The sequence below is a fragment of the Adhaeribacter terreus genome (assembly GCF_042657365.1).
Lineage (GTDB): Bacteria > Bacteroidota > Bacteroidia > Cytophagales > Hymenobacteraceae > Adhaeribacter_A > Adhaeribacter_A terreus.
In genome coordinates, this window is sequence record NZ_JBHSKT010000014.1 from 41,957 (window position 1) to 58,558 (window position 16,602).

The window sequence follows — 16,602 nt, forward strand, 5'->3', positions numbered from 1 at the left end:
AAATTTGCGTTACTTTTTATGCGGTTTTTGATAGCGTTTTTATTGAACAAGTGATTTTAGTTCGCCTTTGGCCTGGATGTAGGTTAACTGCGAAAGCTGGTATTTCAGGCGTTCGTTATTCAGGTTGGTCTGGGCTTCGCGAAGGCTTACCTCGGTATCTAACAGATCGGTAAGCGGCGCCAGGCCTTCTTTGTAAAGTTCGTTTGTGTTGCGGTACACTTCCTGCGCCAACGTTACGTTGCGTTCCTGGGCCTGCACTGCACTTAAGCTCGATTGCATCTGGGTTGCAGCATTTTCAAGCGCCAGATTGGTTGCGTTGGTTACCTGCGCTATGTCCTGCTCTACTTTTTCAACTTCAATTCTGGCTTGTTTTACCTGGTTACGGCGTTGGAAACCATCGAAAATCGGTACATTCAGCTGCAGGCCAATGGCCACGTTGTTGAACCAAGGCTGGTTTGTATCCAGAAAATTAAATTCATTGCGCTGGGCTGAAGCACCCACGTTCCCGAAACCTGAAAGCGATGGATAGTAACGAGCCTGGAAGTTTTTTACGTTCAGGCTCAGCAATTGCTTTTGTTTGTTCAGCAACTGGTAATCTACGCGGTTATGCAAAACGGTGCTGGCATCATCTTTCGCTAAAACTGCAACGTTCAGATTTGGGGTAGCTTCGGCAATGGAAATTTCCTGCTCTACCGGCATACCCATAAAGAATTTAAGGGCATTCAGCTGGCGCAAATAATTCGCTTCCAGTGTTTGGCGCTGATTTTCGAGGTTGGTTTTATTTACTGTTACCCGGTTCAGCGTTACTTTGGTAGCTATATCGTTGCGATACTGCAGGTCTACAATTTTCTCGAGCTGCTCTAACCTTTTAAAGTTGGCATCTATGGTATTGAACTGCTCTTTGGTTTGCAACAGTTGCAGATAGGCCGAACTCACGTTGTAGATCACCTCTTCCTCGCTCATCTGCGTGCGCAGGCGGTACAGATCTTTGGTGGTTTTAGCGGCTTCCAGCCCTACAAAAAAAGATTTATTGAAAATAAGCTGCTGCAAGGAAATGCCCGCTGAAGCCACGTATTTGGTACCGAATTGTACGGGAATCATAGTACCCGGAGCACCGGCAAGTTCGCCTGGCAAAAGCTGGGTAGCCAGAGCCGGGTTCATGGTCAGCGTTCCGGTTCCGGTTAATTGCGGCAAGCCTGAGCCGGTTACTTCTTTTATTCTATATGCTGCACTTTTCTCGTCGAGGTAAGCTTTTTTAACGGCTTCGTTGTTTTGCAATGCGTATTTCACCGATTCTTCCAGGGTTAGCGGGCTGGTAGAAGGCTGACTTTGCGAAAATGCCGGACTGACAAAAGCGAGCATCAGGCCCAGTAATAAAGATTTCTTTTTCACGAAAGATCTATTGTTTTAAGTTTGTATCTAACTATTTTGTTTGTATCATAACACACAGTTCTGAATTAAAAGAACCAATTATCGAAATAAAAAAGCCGTATTAATTTTCCCGGCTTTTTTCCCATTTATCGAGCAACCCTGGTAACTGGCTATTTATAAAGGTCATAAAATCGGCCAGTTCTTCCAGACTACGGTTAAATTCTTTGGTTTCAGGCGTGCGTTCATGTAATACTTCTTTTAAAAGCTGGCTGAAGCTGGTCATGTCTTCCATTTTTTTGGTAAAACCTTCGCGCCAGTTGGCCACCTTGATCCTGAAATAGCGTTTGCGGTCGCCGGTAAAGGTGGTATACTCTATCCGGTTGGTTTGTAAAAGCAGGTTCAGGGCATTACTGGCGGCACTTTTGCTGACCCGCAGTGCTTGCAGAATCTCTTCAAAAGTAAGGTCGGTTTTATCCGAAACGTAAAGCAAGCCGATGATCCGGGCTGCGGCAGGCTGCATGCCTTCTTTTTCCGTTGCCACTCCAATCTTCTCGATCAGCATTTTTTGTTTCTCTCTGAGTACCATTTTATTTCTTTTATGAAGCTTTAACGTAGCAAATCCCTATTTAGTTTCTTTAGTTCATAATTTAGAGAACCAAGTTTATTTCCTCCAGAATTGCATTTGTAATTTTAAGAAATATTAACAAAAAACCAACGGTATAACCAATGAAAAACGCTATGCTTTTGGCTTCAAGAACTAATGGAGGGTAGTATTAGCTGGCTTGTTTTAATTCCGGCGAACCTACGAACTGCACAAAATCGTCGATGGTTTTTAGCGGCAGTTCGTCCGGAATTACCAGGTGATACTTCTTTTCTACTTCCAGTATCATTTCAACCACATCCAATTCATCGAAACCTAATGCACTAAAGGTACTGTGATTTAATTTCGATATTTTTACTTTCTTTTTAGCGCTTATCAGGTGGGCAATCTCCTTTCTGAGTGCTAAGGTATTGGTTAACATTTTGTTAAAGTTTTAAGAGTAAGAACTATTACTTTTGTGTAAAGGCGGGGCAAAATTAGAAAGGTTCTTTTAGTTCTGCAAATAGAGAACCAAAAATATTTTATATATCTTTGCGCCTTTAATTTTGTATGCATAACTAGCAGCATTCAAAATACAGGCGTTTGAAAAATGTGCCGGCAAGATTTGGAAAAATGAAAGATAGCAAACGATTTTTGCGTGTATCATTAAACCCGAATATTCCGTAAGGTTACAGGTCAACGTTACATTTCATTGTTTACCCGGCAGGTAAAACGGTAGGCAAAAGGGCATTTAAAGTGCTCCCAGATTTTCCTGACCTGCCAGCAAATACAGGCCTGAATTTACAAACCCGTTCATGGACCAAACAAACGAACCGGCCCGCCGGAAATTCCTTATTTCCAGAAAAACTGACAAGGTTTTCCTGGATCTTCATAAAGTGTACATGTTCAACGCCTCCATTTTTCGGGAGATGTTTTCGCGCCCTTTCGAATTCCGGGAAGTGCTAAACCAATTCTATGAGGTCGGAGTCCGTTCGCTGCCACTTATTACCTTAACCGGCTTTATAATCGGGGTAGTATTCACCAACCAATCGCGGCCTTCGCTGGCAACTTTTGGCGCAACTTCCTGGCTGCCTTCGCTTATTTCCATTGCAATTGTAAGAGCCTTGGCGCCTTTGGTAACTTCTATTATTACTGCGGCGCGCGTGGGTTCCAATATTGGCGCGGAACTTGGCTCTATGCGAGTAACCGAACAGATCGATGCCATGGAAGTTTCGGCAATTAACCCGTTCAAATACCTGGTGGTAACGCGGGTGCTGGCTACTACGCTTATGGTGCCACTGCTCATGCTTTATACGGTGCTGGTTGGTTTGCTGGGCTCTTATATGAACGTGAATGCGAACGAACAAACCAGCTTTATTACGTTTATGGTGAAGGTTTTCGACGCCATCTCTTTTCTCGATCTGTTTTCTTCCATTATAAAATCGGTGGTTTTTGGTTATACCATTGGTATGATCAGTTGCTACAAAGGCTATTATTCTTCCAAAGGCACGGAAGGCGTTGGCAAAGCTGCTAACTCATCGGTAGTTACGGCCATTATTTTGGTTTTCCTGGAAGAGTTGATCTCGTTGCAGATCATTGGGGCTTTGCGGAACATGTAAGCGGGAAGAACGATGCGGAAAGAACGATTTGCAATAGATTATCAGGATAAAGTAATTTCCATCCGGGGCTTATACAAAGCTTTTGATGATTTTGAAGTGCTGAAAGGCGTGGATCTGGATCTTTACCGGGGCGAAAATCTCGTGGTTTTAGGTAAATCCGGAACGGGAAAATCCGTGCTCATCAAGATCATTTCAGGCTTGCTCAAACCCGATGCCGGTATCGTAAATGTGCTGGGAAAAGAAGTTGATAAAATAAACCGCAAAGAAATGAATGCCTTGCGGTTAAAAGTTGGGTTTTCGTTTCAGAACAGCGCCCTTTACGATAGCATGACGGTGCAGGAAAACCTGGAATTCCCGTTGAAACGCCATGAACCAACCCTTACCCAGAAACAGATAAATAACTTTACAGGCATTGTGCTCGAAGCCGTAGGCCTGGCGCATACCGCAGATCAGATGCCTTCAGAACTTTCGGGCGGGCAGCGTAAACGTATTGGCATTGCGCGCACCTTAATTCTGAAGCCGGATATTATGCTCTACGATGAACCTACTGCCGGCCTCGACCCCATTACCAGCCAGGAAATAAACAACTTGATAAATGCTGTGCAACAGCGCTTCAACACGTCATCCATCATTATTACCCATGACCTTACCTGCGCCCGCGAAGTCGGCGACCGTTTGGTAATGCTGCTCGACGGACAATTTCAGCGGCAGGGAACTTTTGACGAAGTTTTCAGTACGGATGATGAGCGCGTGCAGGCTTTTTATAACTACAACTTTATTGATTAAATGAAAACCGAAGAAAGTAAACGTTTTGTACTCGTCAGCATTTTTATAACCCTGGCCATTGCTATACTGATTGCGGGTATTTTTATGCTGGGCGGGCAACAGAAACGCTTTGTAGATAGTGTGCAGGCAGTTGCCGTTTTCAAAGATGTTTCCGGGCTGAAAGTGGGTAATAACATCTGGTTTTCCGGTGTAAAGATCGGTACAGTGAAAGACATACAACTTACCGGCAACAAGCAGGTGCGCGTTACCATGAACATCGAAGAAGCTTCGCAACAGTTTATCCGGAAAGATGCCAAAGTTCGCCTGGGTTCCGAAAGCCTCATCGGTAACAAGATCATTGAAGTAATTGGCGGCACCGCGCAGGCTCCGGCCATAGAAAACAACGACCAGTTGCAGGTAGAAAGCACCACCGATACCGATGCCATTATGGCCACGCTGCAGGAAAATAATCAGAACCTGCTCAGCATTACTTCCGACTTTAAAACCCTAAGCCGGCAGATGGTGGAAGGCAAAGGCCCGGCCGGCAAATTATTAAGCGATTCTTTAATGGCCGAAAAATTCAACGCCATTGTAAATAACCTGCACAAAGTTTCGGAAACCAGTACCCAAGCGTCCCAGGCAATTGCCCAATTCAGCAACAAACTGAACCGCAAAGATGGCCTGGCCAACAAATTACTGACCGACACCATCGTATTCAACCGCATAAAAGCTTCGTCATTGCAACTTAACCAGACTACTGCGGCCGCTACCGAAATGGCAAAGAACCTGCAGCAGGCCAGCGAAAAACTGGAACAGAAAGACAATGCTTTAGGGGTTCTGATAAACGATCCGGAATTTGCTTCACAGCTTAAAAGCACCATGAGCAACCTCGATAAAAGCTCTGCTACCTTGGATGAAAACATGAAAGCCCTGCAAAGTAATTTCCTGTTCCGGGGCTATTTCAAAAAGCAGGAAAAAGAAAAAGTGAAACTGGAAAAAGACGGTCTGAAACAAAAATAAATCGCTGACTTTTTCACCCTAAAACGGTACCGTTTTCACCTCAAAAAGTAGTTGTTTTTCCAGTAACTTTTACCGGAATTCCTGTTAAAAACTAAAAAAGCCAACCTGAAATTTCAGGCTGGCTTTTTAGTTTTGCGCGGAAAAACGCTTTGATTTTTGCTCCCAAAAGTATGTTTATTTCTTTCCCTTTTCTTAAAATACTTATGCATCTGCTCAGAACTTTTTGAAGCTAACTTGGCCCATGGCATCTTTTTCGTAGCGGCCAATTACTTTTTGCTGAAATTCCGCCGGAAAATTTTCTTCGCCGGGAAATACTGCTTTGGGAAAAAGTTTATCTTTTGAAAAGAAGAAGACCTTCGTATTTCCGTATTTGGTGTGCGGCATGTAATTTCCGTACGCTTCCATTTCAGCCTTATCCGGATCGGCTACCGTTACGGCATACACCCGAATTACCGGGCCGGTATTATTTTCGTTCCGGTACGTTGCTACTTCCTTAAAACCGCCCTGCAGATCGTTTACGCCCGGCTGGTTAAAAGCATCCCAGGTAAACCAAACCAGCAAAGCTGCTACTAAGGTTAATAAAATGATCTTTGCTTGTCTAGTCATAACCGCGGGCTTTTATTAAGTTGGATTTTCGTTTTAGCGTAAAGGTACAACGAATCTGCTCATCCTTTTTCCGAAATTAGAATGCTATGGTTTCCGGATAAAAAAGTATTTTCACCGTTGCTGGTTGCTATTCTGGTTTTAAATGCAGAACATTATAGGCTTAAAACCTTATAATATACATTTATAAGCTTTTAAACCTATACCATAAACTTATAAGGTTTTCAAACTTTAATTTCTACGCTTCTGAAAATGAAAAAAGTAGCAGTAATAACCGGCGATGTGATAGATTCTACCAAACTGGCAGTTGCGGAACGGAAAAAGTTAGACGAGCTTTTGCACCTGGGCCTGACAGAAGTTGCCGGTGAAAACAATTTCGAAATTTTCCGCGGCGATAGTTTCCAGATCTTGCTTCAGGAGCCGGAAACAGCTTTAAAGAAAGCCATTCAGATTCGCTGCTGGCTTCGGAAACAACAAATTTCCAGCGCGAAAAATAATAAAACGGCTTCTTCTAAAAGAGGAATAATAGATGCCAGATTAGCCATTGGCATTGGCTCGGTAAGCTACCAGAGCAAACAGATCAGAACTTCCGATGGCGAAGCGTTCAGGTTATCGGGCCGGGCTTTGGATGATCTGAAACACAGAAATTCGCGCATCATTATTGACACACCTTCGCCGGAGCTAAACGATTTTCTGGAAGTTACTTTTACCTTGCTCGATATTCTGATCAGTAACTGGTCGGTGCAGCAATCGGAAGTTATTTATGAACTGCTGAACAACCAGACCCAGACCGCCATTGGCAATAAGTTAAACATCAGCCAGGCATCGGTAAATCAGCGCGCTAAAACGGCTCACTGGCCGGCCATTGAAAAAACCATAGCTTTGTTCGAAACAAAAACCGCCGCTTTATAAATGTCCGGATTCGAAAATACAGAATTGCTTTTGCTCGTGAAACTGGTGCTGGCGCATTGCATTTCAGATTTTGCTTTGCAGCCAGCCTCGTGGGTAGTGGAACGCAGCGAGAAAAAATACCGCTCCAAATATTTGTACATCCACGCTATTGTAACCGGTTTGGTAGTGCAGACGCTCACGCAAAGCTGGTATTTAACGGCCCTAATTTTCATCACCCATTTGCTCATCGACCTCAGCAAAGCTTACGCCAAACCAACTACCAGCAATTTCCTGATCGATCAGTTGCTGCACCTGGCCATTATCGGGTTTGCGTGGTTGTTTTTTGTTGATGGTCGCCTCAATGCAAATATCCTGTTGAATAATTATCCGGTTATGGTTTTACTAACGGGCTATTTTATGGTAACCTATCCGTTCGGAATTTTAATAAAAGTCTGCACCCAACGCTGGCGAAAACCAACCGGTTTACTGAACTCTGAGCACAACTCAAATGAAACGATTACCGACGCAGAATGGAACGATCTGCAGGAAGCCGGCCGCTGGATTGGGATGATCGAGCGATTACTGATTGTAACCTTCGTGCTCTTCGACCACTACGATGCCATTGGTTTACTGATCGCCGGAAAAACCATTATCCGCTTCAAAGAATCCGACAAAAAGAAGTCAGAATATTTCCTCTTCGGAACATTGCTCAGCATTGCCCTTTCCATTTTTGTAGGCCTGGCAATTAAAATGCTGGTCCGTCTATAGATAGTGATTAGTGAATAATGATTAGTGAATAGTTGGAAATTGTGCTGTAACTTGTACGGCTAAAAATTGAACGAACAACGAACAACGAACAACGAACAACGAACAACGAACAACGAACAACGAACAACGAACAACGAACAACGAACAACGAACAACGAACAAAAACGCTATGCTTTGAGGACTAAAAACCGTGAAGGTTCACTTCGCCGGTCTCGCGCATTTCAACGGTTTTTCCCATTTTCTTCTGAATGATCTTGAAGTGATGTTCGTCTTCCGGCGTAATTAAGGAAATGGCTTCGCCGGTAGCACCAGCCCGGCCTGTACGGCCAATGCGGTGCACATAATCTTTAGGTGAACGCGGCAGATCGTAATTGATCACGAAAGGCAGAAACTGAATATCGATGCCGCGCGAAGCCAGATCGGTAGCTACTAAAACCTGTAACTGGCCCGTTTTAAACCGGCGCAATGCTTCTACCCGAGCGCCCTGACTTTTATCACCGTGCATAGCCATCGCCTCAATATCATTCTTTCTCAGCTTTACCCCCAGGTTATCGGCGTTGCGCGTGCTCGACACAAAAATCAAAACCTGCTGCATCTTTTCGTGCCTGATCAGGTAGCGCAAAAACGGCCCCTTCCGCTCCTGACTTACGCGGTAGGCTACCTGTTTAATTAATTCCAGCTTATCGCCTTCCTCCTCTTTTTCTTCCGCCGAAATAACCAACGGATCACGCAGCATTTTGGCTTTAATAGTCTGTACATCGTCGGCGAGAGTGGCGGAGAAAAGCAGGTTCTGGCGTTTAGCCGGCAATAAAGCAAAAATGCGCTCCATCTCATCTTTAAAACCAAGGCTAAGCATTTTATCGGCTTCGTCCAGCACCAGCGTATTCAGTTCCGAAAGATGCAGCGCATTGCTTTCCAGCAGATCGAGCAAACGGCCGGGCGTAGCAACCAGAATTTCGGTGCCGCTCATAGCCATCATTTGCGGGTTAATGCTTACGCCGCCAAACACCGCCAGCGTTTTTACCCGACGCGTTAGATACATACTGAAACCCCGGAAAACGTTAGCCACCTGCAAAGCCAGTTCGCGCGTAGGCACCAAAACCAAAACCCGGATATAGCGATTCTTTGCTTCCTGTTTGAACTGCAATTGCTGCAAAATAGGCAACGCAAATCCTGCGGTTTTCCCCGAACCGGTTTGTGCAATTCCCAGCACGTCGTTACCCGCTAAAATGGCCGGAATAGCCTGTTCCTGGATCGGAAATGGCTGATCGTAACCTTGTTCTTTAATAGCTTTCAGTAAAGGAGCAGCTAAACCAAGCAAAGAAAAATTCATGCGAAAAACGGTAGGGTTTGGAAGATAAAAAGTGCTTACGCCCGGCAAAGATACGTTTAATAACCCAAAGCATTTCACCGTTTAACCAACTGCTGCAGCGCTTTAATCCCGGGTGTGTTTATCTAAATTCTTACCCAGGTCTTCCACCTGCTTCATAAAATCTTCGGTTATGGAATCGGAATAAGTGCCGTACGCATCGGAAATAGTGCCTTTTAAGCCATTGCTGGTTTCAAGCACGTATAAAATTGCCATATCGCCGGGGTTGGTATCATGTTCGAACCGGTAAAAATCCACGATCTGCACGTCGGCTGGCAAAAACGTTTCAGAGTGGTCGAGGGCGCGCAGCTCACCTTGCTCCGTTACCCGGAAATCAACCACGTAGCCGTTCGCTTTTACGCTTTCCAGCACGTTCACCATCGAGGTCATTCTTTCTTTTTCCTGCATTTTCAGTTTTGTTTAAGCTTCAGAAACAAAGCATTTGTAGTTCATTTCACCACAATATTGCATTGCCGTAATTTTTATTCCCTTACCGTTTTTATAGCAATTCAGTTACAGCATTATTTTTTCAAGGAAAGCTTTTTAAAACGCTATGGTTTGAACCCTAAAAACCCGAATCCGAAACAAGCCAAACTAAAGGCCTAAGCATAAACATTTTCTGTTCTGGAATGAAGTACAACATGCTGCAGAACTAACCAGTTTTTAAGCTCCAAACCATAGCGTTTTCATTTGATTTCTAACAAAAAGCCACCTGCAATGAGGTGGCTTTTTTCTTGAATTCATAAACCCGGAAAGCTGAATAAAACGGTAGGCTTTTCAGGCTAAAAACTACTAATGCAGAAATCTAAAATGGAGCTTCGAAGCCTAAAATATAAATTTCGGACTTATGATTTCTTCGCTTTCAGATCCAGTTCAATATTTACCGTTTCAGAAATGAATTTGTCGCCGAGGGTTTTATCGTTGCCGTAATTCATCTGCCACTGGCGGCGGTCGATATCGAAGTTGGCTTTGGCTTCTATTTTGTTATCGTCAAGCTCTATATGAGCCGGAAAGGTAATATTTTTGGTTTCGTTCTTTAAAGTAAGGTTTCCACTCACGTTAAAGTTTGCCCCTTCCACCAGCGACTTATCTTTATCGTTTGGCTTATAAGGTTCTACCTTGGTTATCTCGAATTTAGCGGTCCGGAATTTATCGGCATCAAAAAAATCGCCGCTCATTAAATGCGGACGCAGCTTTTTTTCGAACATCTCCCCTTCCTGTTCCAGGTCCATAGAATGAATATTGATCGTGAATTCGCCGCCGGTTACCTGATTATTGGCCACTGCCACGGAGCCGGAAGAAAGCCGGAATTTGCCGGGATGGTTTTTACCCACACCGTGGCCGGTAAAACGTACGTGAGAATCGGCAGTATCTACTACAAAAGTCTGGCCGGTAGCTTCTGCAGTAGTTTTTTCTTCAGAAATAGTAGCATTATCGCCTTTCGGAGCCCGGTCGCAAGCTGCAAAGATCAGGACGAAAGCCCCGGCAAACAAGGTGGTCTTGAAGTTAAAATTCCGGATCATAGTTTTGAATAGTTAGTGAAAAGATTGAAACTGGTGCGTATTCAGGGTAAGATAAACGACTGGATATCAACAATTTTTAAACAAGCAAAACAATATTCGGTAATGGCCACCGTTTAAAAGCCTGCTAACGTTGCAAAAACGAAAAGCGGCCAAAATGGTTTAAACTCCCTGGATTGTAACATGCATAGGGCAAATGCTATATTTCAGGGAAATTTATTTTCCGGCACAACTATTGTGTTAAGCCGCATTTCGAAAAAGGGGCTTATTTATTTAGTGAGCAAAACAACTTAATTCACTTTAAATAAGTATGTTACCTTCCCGTTAGTATTCACCTTTAACCCATTTATGCTTTATGAATGTACAAAAGAATTTCTACGAGTTTAACCTTAGCAGCCTGCAGGAGCGCCTGGAACGCAACAATCTTTTCCCGGAACTGGCAAAATTCCACATTGCCCTGCGCGAAGAACTAACCGAAGAAGAATACCAGGCTTTTTACAACTCCGAAAAAGCTGACTTTTACCAATTGGCCCTCCAGAATCAAACGTTCCAACAAACATGCATAGAAGCTTAATTTTCCCAACCCAGCAATAAAAAGGGCAGATCTGAAAACGGTTTGCCTTTTTTTATGCCTGAAAAAACCGCTAGAATAATAGCCGCATTTTGGGTAAAAACGGGCTTTATTAATAGGAAAAACGGCCTGTACGTAATATCTTCGGCTCCTGAACCTACTTTACCTTTCCTGCCTTGCAACCCGAATCTGACATTTTGCTCCAACTCGTTAAAAACCGCATGCCTTTCGGGAAATATAAAGATGTGCTGCTATGCGATCTGCCGGTTTCTTACCTGGAATGGTTTGGGAGGAAAGGTTTTCCGGAGGGCAAACTGGGCATGCAGCTGGCTACGATCTACGAAATAAAACTGAATGGCCTCACTTACCTGCTGGAACCATTAAAATCCGGGACCCATAACGCAAACCGGCAGTTTTAACGTAATACCTTTAAAGCTGCAGGAAAATGAAGATGAAGCCGGAATTTTGGGAATGGAACGCCGACAGGTACCGCGAGTTGAATGAATATTTCCGGATCAGGATAAAACTTATGCTCGAATCGGACCCGTATCTACAAGACCTGATCTCGGAACGCAAAGGTTTACAACTCAGCCAGATCACCGACCGCATGACGGAACGTGACCAGGAATTATGGCTGGAATTTATGCGGCTTGATGAGGCTAAATTTTACCAGGATATGCAAAACCACCTCGAAGGCCGCGGCACTCCTTATAATTCAAGAACTGGTTTTGGCACAGGCGCTCACACAGAAAATAACGAAGACCAGACCTGGTAAAACGCTATACTTTTGGGCGAAAAAACTAAATTAAATTGCCCCAAGCCATTGCAATGCGGCATCTTTGCTGTTAAACAACCGCACTTCGAAATATAATTGCAGGTAAGATTTAAGATATTGCAGGAACTGGAAAAGATTATTATCCCAGTGGAAATCGCTGGATTCAAGCAACGCAATTTTATCCACTTCGATCTTTACGATCGATTTCTGTACCAAAAGCATCACATCTTCCGTCAGGATCCCTCCTGCCGGTTTCCCCGAATCTATAAAGATTTTCTTCAGGTTGTGTTCGGTAGCAAATTGAATAAGGTGCTTAATAGAATCGAAAAATTCTACAGATTCTGCACGAAGGTCGTTGTGCCAGCTGGCCAGAATTACCTCGCCCCTTACTTTGTAAGTAAACAGGGTTGCCGGATTTAAAAGGGTTTCCACTATTCAGGAAAAAAAACTAAAATACAGGAATGCAAAGTTCGGATATTATTTAACAATATCCAAACAAATCGAAACGCAATACCCGGGTTATTCCCCGAAAATATTGCACAAAACAAACTATTTTAAAACGTTGATTGTCAGCCTATCGCAATTCATCGAAACTATATTGCGCATCGTTCCAGAAAGCATCTAAAGCAATGATCCGGGGTTTTAAAAATGAAATGAGTTGCGGCCAGTCTTCTTTATTAAATACATTTACCGGCTGGAGCGTTTTGTAGATGCGTGATATGGTTTTACCAAGTTCATCGGTAGCGTGCAGTTCCCATTCCCAGGTTTCACCAAGAGTTTCGTGCAAAAGTGTTTTCAGCATCAGGAACTGCTCAAAGAATAATTCCTGCAGCTCCGGATCCGGGTGGGTAATTTCTATGGAAATAGAAGCTTCTTTTTTATCGGCCTGCATCCGGAAATAGACGTGTTTCAGCCGGGTGTTGTAATTGATCCAGTTGACCCGCCAGCCTTCCGCCGAAAGCACCGGCGCCATATATTGGCCAAAAGTGGTCCAGAATTTCTGCCGCAGTTGCGATGCTTCTTCTCTTGTGTACATTAGCTCAAAATTAGGGAATTCGGACGAATGAAAAAAAAAACGCTATGCTTTCAGGCCTGAAAACCCGGGTTAAACACTTCAACGTTTTTCCCGCAATCGGGTATAATAAAGCCGAACTAACCACCTAAAACCATGGCCAAAGTAAAACCAAAAACCCGGAAGAAATTAACCAAACAAATTAGCAGAATTGTAAAAAAACACGGTTCGGAAATTGCCCTTGGCGTGGTATCCGGCATTATTTCAGGCCTGCTGACCGATAACATTAAAAAAGCTTCCCAGAAAACAGCGAAGAAAAACAAAACCACCAAACAGAAAGCCAAAACCAAACGGAATACCAAAAAGAAATAGTTGGCCGAAATTAAAAACAAAAAAACCGGTCTTACGGGACCGGTTTTTTACTACAACATTTTACTCAAAAAGAACTTAATCGTTCACTTCTGTTTTCTTCTTTTCACGACCCTAGTTTTCTAGGTTCTTACCTTTCATTTTGCCTTTGTGCTCACCCATCTGGCCTTTGTGTTTGCCGTGATTCTCTTTTCGCTTAGCCATTTTTTCGGCGCGCTCTTTCTCAAACTGCGCATATTGGGCCGGTGTCAGCACACTTTTTAACTGATGATCCCAGTTGTTTCGTACGTTTTTCATTTCTGCACCCATTGCTTTGCGGTCTTCGGCATATTTAACTTTAATGGCTTGCATCTGGGTGGCTTTGTCCAGGCTCAATTCCCGGATCTTAGCGGCCTGCGCATCGGTTAAGTTAAACTGCGTTTGCAAACGTTTGGCCTGCATCTCAGCGCGTTGCTCCGGCGTCCGTTTCTGATGGTCTTTTTTACCGTCTTTTTTAAATTCGTATTTCTGTTTGGCGCTACGGCCGTTTTCAGTTTTTACTTTCGTGTTCTGCGTGGTTTGAGCAGAAACTGCTGCCACAGATAATATTCCAAATACCAGGGCTAATGCTACCTTTTTCATATGCTTGTTTCTTTTTAATGCTGTTTGTTAGTAATACTGTTGTTTTCGAAAACTGAAGCTTTGATACAAAGTGTTTTAAAAGGTTTAAAACCAACAAAAACATTTTTTCAACGCTTCCGGAAACCTCTATTTCAAACGTAATGCCAGAAAATAAAACGCTATGTTTTTAACAGCAAAAAGTACGAATCGCCTGTCTGTAAACTATTCCATATTTAGCTGATATTATTATCTGATACGCTGCATAATAAACCTTCGATCATAAAAAAAAACGCTATACTTTTCAGGTCAGAAAGTATAGCGTTTTTTGCGTTCAGAAATCAGCTTTTAGAACATGCCTTCCATGCCGCTGGTATCCTGGCGGCGCTGTTTATTTTGTTCATTTCCGAAGCGGTAAGCAAACCCAAGGAAAGCGATCCGGCTCTGGCGTTTCGCAAAAAGGTCGTAAGTAAAATCCTGGCTGGTAACGCTGGTATTATAGCGTAGCGTATTGAACACATCGCTTACGCGCAACGTAACCGAACCTTTCTTCTTCAGTATTTCTTTTTTCAGCGCAATATCTGTGTTGTAAATAGCATCACGGGTTCCCTGCGCCAAGGCCTGCGGACTGCGGTAATTTACCGAAATCTGCATCGAAAGATTTTTTGGCAACACAAAATTAGAATTAAGCCGCGCCAGCCAACTGAATTTATCGCTGTTCGCTTCCACGCCCAGCGGCTTGCCCGAAACCTTATAATTAAAAGCCGAAACGTTGCCGCTCAGTTTCCACCATTTCGCCAGGCTTTGCGAACCACTTATTTCCAGCCCGTAAGATTTGGCATCGTCCAGGTTTACATACGTGTTGTAAGCCACCAACTCCTGCGTAGTATCTACGTAACGCACCTGCTGAATTAAATTATGAACGTTGCGGAAAAACACGGTATTGGTAAGTGAACCGGATTTCCAGAATTGCACATAACTGGCTTCGTAAGAATCTACATATTCCGGTTTAATTTTCGGGTTGCCGCTCCACACATTGTATTGGTCCGAATAATTTTTGAACGGGTTCAGTGCTTCGTAATTCGGGCGGTTAACGCGGCGACTGTAATTCAATTGCACTTTACGGCTCTCATCAATTTCCTGGCTCAGAAAAACGCTCGGAAACAGATCGAGGTAATGCGTAGTGTATTTTTCGTCGTCAGAAACATTATTGATCCGAATATTAGTTTGCTCAGCACGCAACCCGAACTGGTAACTCAGTTTTTTCCAACCGTTGGCATAATTCGCGTACGCCGCACTTATATAATCGGCGAAACCAAAATTATTAGAAAGCGAATCGATCACGGTCAGATCTGAATATCCCGCGCCGGCATGTTCCGTCCGGTATTCGCTGGCTAGCACGCGCTGGGTATGCTTCAGGCCACTTTCAACTTTCCCTTTTTCGCCCACCGGGTGTACATAATCTACTTGCGCTACCAAAGGTCTTACATGAAAATCCTGGGGAAAATTCTGGTAATATTCATCGCCAAATGTTACGCGGTCTGCATTGGTATTCCAGTGCTCAATAAACCGGTCGAACCGCCCATCTATTCTGGTATAAACCGCGGAGGCAGTAAACTCTCGACGTTTATCTTCAAAAGTTTTACGATAATTTAAGGTAAGGTCCGTGGCCACAACTTCGTTTTCAATTTTGCCAAAACGAGTGAAGTATAACGGGTCTTGTGTAATCGCAATATTATGCACCGCTTCTTTTTCCGTCATATCATTGATAAAAGATTTGGCTGAAAGCGTTATGGTCTGTTTATTGGAAAGCTGGTAATCGAAACCGATTTTCGGAATATGGGAACGCCCTAACCGGTTGCCGGTCTGGTTTTGCTCCAGGTAATTTCCCTGACGATAGCTGATCAGCTGGTAATAACCGTCCCGGGAATGCTGGTTAAAATCATAATTGCCAAAGAAGTTGAATTTTTTAACGCTGTAATTTAAACTTACACTTGTATTGTAATTATCATTACTTCCCAGGTTCAGCATTACATTGCCATTCAGGCCCGGTTTCTTTTCCTTTTTCAGGATGATGTTGATAATACCGCCCATGCCTTCCGCATCGTATTTCGCCGAAGGGTTGGTGATCACTTCAATTTTCTCGATGGCGCTGGCCGGGGTCTGGGCTAAAATGGTTTGCGCATTCTGGCCGGAGTTTTTACCATCTACCAAAACCGTTACATTCGAGCTCCCGCGCACACTTACATTCCCGTCTATATCTACCGCCACCGAAGGTGCGTTTTTCAGGGCATCGGAAGCAGTGCCGCCGGTGCTGGAAATATCTTTGGCCACGTTAATTACCTGCTTATCCAGGCCATATTCTACTAAGTCTTTTTGCGCTACAATTTCCACTTCACTGAGTTTTTTAGCGCTGGAAGCTACCATTATTGCGCCTAAATGCAGGTTTGGTTGCGAAGCCGAAAGCACCAGTTCCGGCAACCTTTTCGTAGCATAACCTACCATGGTAATTTTCAGGGAGTATTTTCCGAAGGCTACGTTTTCAATAGCAAAATCCCCGTTTTCAGCCGACATAGCGCTACCAGCTAAACTCGAATCTTTGGTCGAAAACAAACCCACAGAAGCAAAACCAATCGGCTCCCGCGTTCCGGTTTCTAGTAATTTTCCTCTGATACTGCCTTTAAGCGGCGTTTGGGCCTGCGCACTCCAGGCTGAAAAAACAAAAAGTAAAAACAATAAATGTTTAGGCATTTTTTTCATAGTTTAAAGATC

Annotated in this window: 20 protein-coding genes; 9 read left to right on the forward strand and 11 right to left on the reverse strand. The window is 43.7% G+C overall.

From position 1 onward, the window contains the following. Positions 1-39: 39 nt before the first annotated feature. From ACFPIB_RS16825 to ACFPIB_RS16835, 3 genes are all read right to left on the reverse strand, one after another. On the reverse strand, positions 40-1,392 hold the full coding sequence (locus ACFPIB_RS16825; RefSeq protein WP_378018639.1) for a TolC family protein: 1,353 nt from the start codon (positions 1,390-1,392) through the stop codon (positions 40-42). Between the two features lie 100 nt (positions 1,393-1,492). Continuing rightward, positions 1,493-1,957, reverse strand: a complete 465-nt coding sequence (locus ACFPIB_RS16830; protein ID WP_378018640.1) for a GbsR/MarR family transcriptional regulator — start codon at positions 1,955-1,957, stop codon at positions 1,493-1,495. Positions 1,958-2,144: 187 nt separating this feature from the next. Continuing rightward, positions 2,145-2,393 carry an acyl carrier protein gene (locus ACFPIB_RS16835; RefSeq protein WP_378018641.1) on the reverse strand — a complete coding sequence of 83 codons (249 nt, stop codon included), beginning with the start codon at positions 2,391-2,393 and terminating at the stop codon, positions 2,145-2,147. A gap of 373 nt (positions 2,394-2,766) precedes the next feature. Between ACFPIB_RS16835 and ACFPIB_RS16840 the strand changes: the two genes are divergently transcribed. From ACFPIB_RS16840 to ACFPIB_RS16850, 3 genes are read left to right on the forward strand one after another with little or no spacing between them, the layout of a single operon-like run. Then, on the forward strand, positions 2,767-3,570 hold the full coding sequence (locus tag ACFPIB_RS16840) for an MlaE family ABC transporter permease (protein WP_378018642.1): 804 nt from the start codon (positions 2,767-2,769) through the stop codon (positions 3,568-3,570). A gap of 12 nt (positions 3,571-3,582) precedes the next feature. Beyond that, a complete protein-coding gene (locus ACFPIB_RS16845) occupies positions 3,583-4,356 on the forward strand; it encodes an ABC transporter ATP-binding protein (protein ID WP_378018643.1) in 774 nt (257 codons plus the stop codon). Next, positions 4,357-5,355, forward strand: a complete 999-nt coding sequence (locus ACFPIB_RS16850) for an MlaD family protein (RefSeq protein ID WP_378018644.1) — start codon at positions 4,357-4,359, stop codon at positions 5,353-5,355. 213 nt (positions 5,356-5,568) lie between these two features. Here ACFPIB_RS16850 and ACFPIB_RS16855 read toward each other — a convergent pair whose 3' ends face one another. Next, positions 5,569-5,961, reverse strand: coding sequence for a hypothetical protein (locus ACFPIB_RS16855; RefSeq protein ID WP_378018645.1), 393 nt, complete (start codon positions 5,959-5,961; stop codon positions 5,569-5,571). A gap of 249 nt (positions 5,962-6,210) precedes the next feature. Here ACFPIB_RS16855 and ACFPIB_RS16860 point away from each other — a divergent pair, with 249 nt between their 5' ends. Together ACFPIB_RS16860 and ACFPIB_RS16865 are read left to right on the forward strand one after the other, a co-directional pair. Next, a complete protein-coding gene (locus ACFPIB_RS16860) occupies positions 6,211-6,870 on the forward strand; it encodes a hypothetical protein (protein WP_378018646.1) in 660 nt (219 codons plus the stop codon). Then, positions 6,871-7,617 carry a DUF3307 domain-containing protein gene (locus ACFPIB_RS16865; RefSeq protein ID WP_378018647.1) on the forward strand — a complete coding sequence of 249 codons (747 nt, stop codon included), beginning with the start codon at positions 6,871-6,873 and terminating at the stop codon, positions 7,615-7,617. A 181-nt stretch (positions 7,618-7,798) separates the two neighbouring features. Here ACFPIB_RS16865 and ACFPIB_RS16870 read toward each other — a convergent pair whose 3' ends face one another. The 3 genes from ACFPIB_RS16870 to ACFPIB_RS16880 all read right to left on the reverse strand — a co-directional run bounded on the left by ACFPIB_RS16870 (position 7,799) and on the right by ACFPIB_RS16880 (position 10,509). Further along, positions 7,799-8,950, reverse strand: coding sequence for a DEAD/DEAH box helicase (locus ACFPIB_RS16870; RefSeq protein ID WP_378018648.1), 1,152 nt, complete (start codon positions 8,948-8,950; stop codon positions 7,799-7,801). A 102-nt stretch (positions 8,951-9,052) separates the two neighbouring features. Then, positions 9,053-9,394, reverse strand: coding sequence for a hypothetical protein (locus tag ACFPIB_RS16875; RefSeq protein ID WP_378018649.1), 342 nt, complete (start codon positions 9,392-9,394; stop codon positions 9,053-9,055). A 437-nt stretch (positions 9,395-9,831) separates the two neighbouring features. Next, positions 9,832-10,509, reverse strand: coding sequence for a YceI family protein (locus ACFPIB_RS16880; protein WP_378018650.1), 678 nt, complete (start codon positions 10,507-10,509; stop codon positions 9,832-9,834). Between the two features lie 352 nt (positions 10,510-10,861). Here ACFPIB_RS16880 and ACFPIB_RS16885 point away from each other — a divergent pair, with 352 nt between their 5' ends. From ACFPIB_RS16885 to ACFPIB_RS16895, 3 genes are all read left to right on the forward strand, one after another. Continuing rightward, a complete protein-coding gene (locus tag ACFPIB_RS16885; RefSeq protein WP_378018651.1) occupies positions 10,862-11,080 on the forward strand; it encodes a hypothetical protein in 219 nt (72 codons plus the stop codon). A 194-nt stretch (positions 11,081-11,274) separates the two neighbouring features. Further along, on the forward strand, positions 11,275-11,496 hold the full coding sequence (locus ACFPIB_RS16890; protein ID WP_378018652.1) for a DUF3820 family protein: 222 nt from the start codon (positions 11,275-11,277) through the stop codon (positions 11,494-11,496). Between the two features lie 26 nt (positions 11,497-11,522). Next, complete coding sequence (locus ACFPIB_RS16895) at positions 11,523-11,852, forward strand: hypothetical protein (RefSeq protein ID WP_378018653.1); 330 nt, start codon at positions 11,523-11,525, stop codon at positions 11,850-11,852. Between the two features lie 30 nt (positions 11,853-11,882). Here ACFPIB_RS16895 and ACFPIB_RS16900 read toward each other — a convergent pair whose 3' ends face one another. Both ACFPIB_RS16900 and ACFPIB_RS16905 read right to left on the reverse strand, forming a co-directional pair. Beyond that, on the reverse strand, positions 11,883-12,284 hold the full coding sequence (locus ACFPIB_RS16900; protein ID WP_378018654.1) for a hypothetical protein: 402 nt from the start codon (positions 12,282-12,284) through the stop codon (positions 11,883-11,885). A 142-nt stretch (positions 12,285-12,426) separates the two neighbouring features. After that, positions 12,427-12,888 carry a DUF4268 domain-containing protein gene (locus ACFPIB_RS16905; RefSeq protein ID WP_378018655.1) on the reverse strand — a complete coding sequence of 154 codons (462 nt, stop codon included), beginning with the start codon at positions 12,886-12,888 and terminating at the stop codon, positions 12,427-12,429. Between the two features lie 132 nt (positions 12,889-13,020). On the opposite strand from ACFPIB_RS16905, the gene ACFPIB_RS16910 reads away from it, so the two are divergent. After that, positions 13,021-13,236 carry a hypothetical protein gene (locus tag ACFPIB_RS16910; RefSeq protein ID WP_378018656.1) on the forward strand — a complete coding sequence of 72 codons (216 nt, stop codon included), beginning with the start codon at positions 13,021-13,023 and terminating at the stop codon, positions 13,234-13,236. 111 nt (positions 13,237-13,347) lie between these two features. Here the strand turns inward: ACFPIB_RS16910 and ACFPIB_RS16915 are convergent, their stop codons facing one another. After that, positions 13,348-13,854, reverse strand: a complete 507-nt coding sequence (locus ACFPIB_RS16915; protein WP_378018657.1) for a hypothetical protein — start codon at positions 13,852-13,854, stop codon at positions 13,348-13,350. Between the two features lie 324 nt (positions 13,855-14,178). Then, a complete protein-coding gene (locus ACFPIB_RS16920) occupies positions 14,179-16,590 on the reverse strand; it encodes a TonB-dependent receptor domain-containing protein (RefSeq protein ID WP_378018658.1) in 2,412 nt (803 codons plus the stop codon). Positions 16,591-16,602 lie beyond the last annotated feature (12 nt).